Origin of the sequence: Xenorhabdus yunnanensis, from assembly GCF_028598805.1 — a bacterium.
Lineage (GTDB): Bacteria > Pseudomonadota > Gammaproteobacteria > Enterobacterales > Enterobacteriaceae > Xenorhabdus > Xenorhabdus yunnanensis.
In genome coordinates this window covers 1-3,611 of sequence record NZ_JAQRFI010000112.1, presented here as the reverse complement: position 1 = coordinate 3,611, position 3,611 = coordinate 1, and the positions used below count along the sequence as shown (strand labels likewise).

3 protein-coding genes and 1 pseudogene are annotated in these 3,611 nt (G+C 34.7%); 1 reads left to right on the top strand and 3 read right to left on the bottom strand.

The features are described from left to right. Positions 1-253 precede the first annotated feature (253 nt). Positions 254-796, top strand: a complete 543-nt coding sequence (locus PSI23_RS20675; protein ID WP_273556837.1) for a hypothetical protein — start codon at positions 254-256, stop codon at positions 794-796. Between the two features lie 284 nt (positions 797-1,080). Here the strand turns inward: PSI23_RS20675 and PSI23_RS20670 are convergent, their stop codons facing one another. From PSI23_RS20670 to PSI23_RS20660, 3 genes and pseudogenes are all read right to left on the bottom strand, one after another. Then, positions 1,081-2,232: a glycosyltransferase gene (locus PSI23_RS20670; protein ID WP_273556836.1), complete on the bottom strand. Its 1,152-nt coding sequence runs from the start codon at positions 2,230-2,232 to the stop codon at positions 1,081-1,083. 13 nt (positions 2,233-2,245) lie between these two features. Further along, positions 2,246-3,001, bottom strand: coding sequence for a glycosyltransferase family 25 protein (locus PSI23_RS20665; RefSeq protein WP_273556835.1), 756 nt, complete (start codon positions 2,999-3,001; stop codon positions 2,246-2,248). Between the two features lie 475 nt (positions 3,002-3,476). Further along, a pseudogene (locus PSI23_RS20660) lies at positions 3,477-3,611 on the bottom strand (IS701 family transposase); the annotation flags it as partial.

The following is a 3,611-nucleotide window of genomic DNA, read 5'->3' as shown; positions in this document are numbered from 1 at the left end:
CCTGTAGCGCCTGTTCCCAGATTTTGGCAGGGGATGGCATGTGACACCGCCTTTTATTTAAGGAAGAAGAGCCCCATCATGGCACAATAGGGATTACGGCTGTAGTATTAACAAGGAAGAACCTGATACAGGTAAAGCCTGGATAGAATTCAAAGCCGTTCTGACTGCTGATGAGGTAGATGCCTATAGCAAAGAAGAATCCAATCAACGCTTCCAACTCAAAGGTAACTACGCTCCTGTCGGAAATTATGCGTTGAAAGGGGATAGTTACACCAAACCAGAATCTGATGCGAAATACCAACCCAAAGGAAACTACCAACCTGCAGGTAATTACGTCATACGTGGGGAAAGTTATACCAAATGGGAGTCTGATAATAAGTATCAACCGCGTGGGAATTATCAACAGGCCGGTAACTATCAGCCAGCCGGAAATTACCAACCAGCGGGTAATTATGCGTTGAGGGGAGAAAGTTATACGAAAGGGGAGAGTGATAGGCGGTATCTTGTTTTAGGTGCCCGGAGAGTAACAACTTTAGCTTCAAGATTAAGCCTTAATGATAATCAAACAGTAAACATTGGTCGTGACTGCAGAGGAAAAGTCATATGGGTGTATGGAAATGAAGATAATAATCCTGGAGGGGCAATGACTATAATTCCAGATGATTATTACCCAGTAACAACACATCATGGGGGAGATGGTAGAATAACATTAACACTAATAAATAATGGTACAGCAATAAAGGTAATCTATACACAAAATAATACGAGATTGACCAGAGTTGATGTTTGGGAATAATATAAATTCTGTCGCTCGAATTTTATTCACTGAGCGACAGGTATTTTTATAACCTTTTTTGGGTATGTATTGATCAATTAGTTATTGTGATACACTTCTGATTTTTTATGTTGGAGTATGGTTAAATTTGATGTTCATTGTTACAAATCAGTAGACGTTAAAGGGTATGGAAAAGAAAATGGAAGTATTTGTTACTATGCTTATCGTAAAATTTTTAATTGGAATATACTCACCAAGCCTGTAATCAAGATGCCAGTATGTTTACTGGCATTAAATAAATTCACTTACTGAGATATGGCTTTTAGTGAATTTTCAAATTCTTTTATAAATAGATTATAATCCATCGTTTGCTTTGACCACTCTAATGCATTTTTACTTAAACTATCGTAGGTTGCTATAACTTTTATTATAGCAAAAGCAAGCTCAGTAGGATTTAGTAGCTTTGGAGTAGTCATGCGATCATCTATAGGATCATAAACCTCATAAGGGAAATCAACATTAAGCCCTGTTTCCTTATAGTATTCATCAATGAGGTATGTGGGCTTTATTCCAATGCCACAAAAATCATTTTTAATTGCTTCAGGTTGTCCATCTATCAGCGGATATACGACAGGGATTCCATGTGATAGCGCCTCTATACAAGATAATCCAAATGGTTCTGTAATAGCTGTGCTAATATAAATATCTATATCAGAATAAAAACCATCCATATTTGATTGATATCCAATAAAATCAATATTTTTATCAAGTTTTAAATTTGTTGCTAAATTCTTTAGGGCTTTTTTTTGCTCACCATCACCTGCAATAATAAGATTTGTGTCGATTCCTTTTTTTAACATTTCAATGGTGGTTAATATTGCAATTCCTATCCCTTTTATATCCGTTAGCCGAGACGCAGTGCCTAATATTATTGTTTTATCATTTTTTATATTTTTAGTATACGATACAGTAGAAATTGGAAGCCTATTTAAAACCTTTTTAATTTCAAAACTAGGAGAAAAGCGCAATTCCATAACTCTTTTAGATGCGTTTGATATAGAGATTGCTCCATCTAACATATTTATAAAATTGTTTGTTCGATTATTTAAAGGATAACGCCAAGAGCACCCATGATCATAATATATAAAAGTAGTTCCCTTAGGTTTTCTGATTAATCTTGGAACAAAATCCCATACAATAGTTATATCTGCTTTTCTATTTTTAATTTTATTATTTAATATGAGTTTTCGTAGGAATGTAGGGTATTTTATGGATGTTGAACCAATGTAATTGGCATAGTTAATTTTGAAATGAGAAAGTTCAGATGCTATGTGTTTATTGATTACATTACTTGTGCATAGAATTTCATTATCAAAAGAACTATTTTTTAAATATTCAATAAAAATACGTTCAGCCCCACCAAAGCCTTGTAAATTAATTAGATGCAACAGTTTCATGTATTTTCCTCTGTTATGGTTTTACCCTTTTAACCCAACTTCGAATAAACACTCTCCATAAAAAAGATTTTGTTTTTATTTTTAATGATCTATTTCTATATTGTTCATCAAAAAAATAAATTCGCTTTTGGAGTGTTATAGATCTATCACCTACTAAAGTAGATTTGTTTGATAAATCAGTAATACTGATAGCAGGAGGTATAACAGCTTTTATTTTAACAACACCACGCTCTTGCATGAATCGCCATTTGTCTGCTTCTATCCATATAGGCTTTAAGAATTTCACTAGATTTTTATCGGCAGTATTATTAATAATATATCCGTAACCATAATCAGCATCAATTACATTAACTAAAGAGTATTTAGTGGATAGTCTATTTTTAAAAGTATCTATATATTCATTGGTAATGCTTAATAAATAAATGAATGATTTATTTTTGCTTCTTAAGTTATATTTCTCAATTAAACTATAAACACTGGAAACTGCTTTGTTTAATTTTGCATCATCCTCTAATATCAAGGCCATATCTAAATTATCATTTATTATTTTTTCATATATTTTTAAATGACTGAGAGAACAACCGAGAACTCCCAGGGTCATACCATTACCATGAAAGTCTTTACAAAGCTGATTTATGTCATTATCAGATAAATCCTTACCATTGACAGCGTCTATAAATTGAATTTGTAACCCGAAAGTTTCGGCTTGCTTTTTGATAGATTCTCTTCTTTCTGTATCTTTTGCTAGGTTTATTACAAAAATATTCATTGTCTTATATTCTGAAAAAGATAGTTTGGTTGTAATTAGAAGTTTACTATATTAACTATCGCGTTATAGGTTGATTGCACGCCAATAGTCGTATTTATTCATATCATCCCCAAAATGATTTGCAGCAAGTATAGCACTCAATCTCATTTACGTAGCCTAATCTGATGAATTGTTGAACATTACCCCTCCAATAGGAGCTGAGGGAAAGGAATTATAGTACCAGCAGTTTGCTTCTCGCTTTTTTCTCACCATTTTATGCCGGATATTCTATCAATGTAGTCAATGAAGTGAACTGTTACATTGCAGAGGCTTGTAGAGGTAGTACTACAGCCGTAATTGCTCTGTAAGCCGATGATCTCCCCGGCGGCGATAGTGACATAGTTGCGCCCGGTATTGATGCCGTCGTCTCCAGTTTGACCAATGTAAAATCTGTTCTATTGTCTTTCCCGCTTTTTCCATCAGTTTTGACAGCAGCTTACGCAGTTCCGCTACACTGAGCGGAACCCGGCCTACCGGTGTTTTTTTTCTCCTGTACCCGCAGAACCGCCAGGACTGCATGGGCCAGCAACGACAAGGTAATATGTCGGTGCCAGCTCTGCCATCGCCGCAC

Coding starts and splice junctions, on each gene's coding strand:
- PSI23_RS20670 (WP_273556836.1), bottom strand. CDS start 2,232: ATGAAACTGTTGCATCTAATTAATTTACAAGGCTTTGGTGGGGCTGAA.
- PSI23_RS20665 (WP_273556835.1), bottom strand. CDS start 3,001: ATGAATATTTTTGTAATAAACCTAGCAAAAGATACAGAAAGAAGAGAA.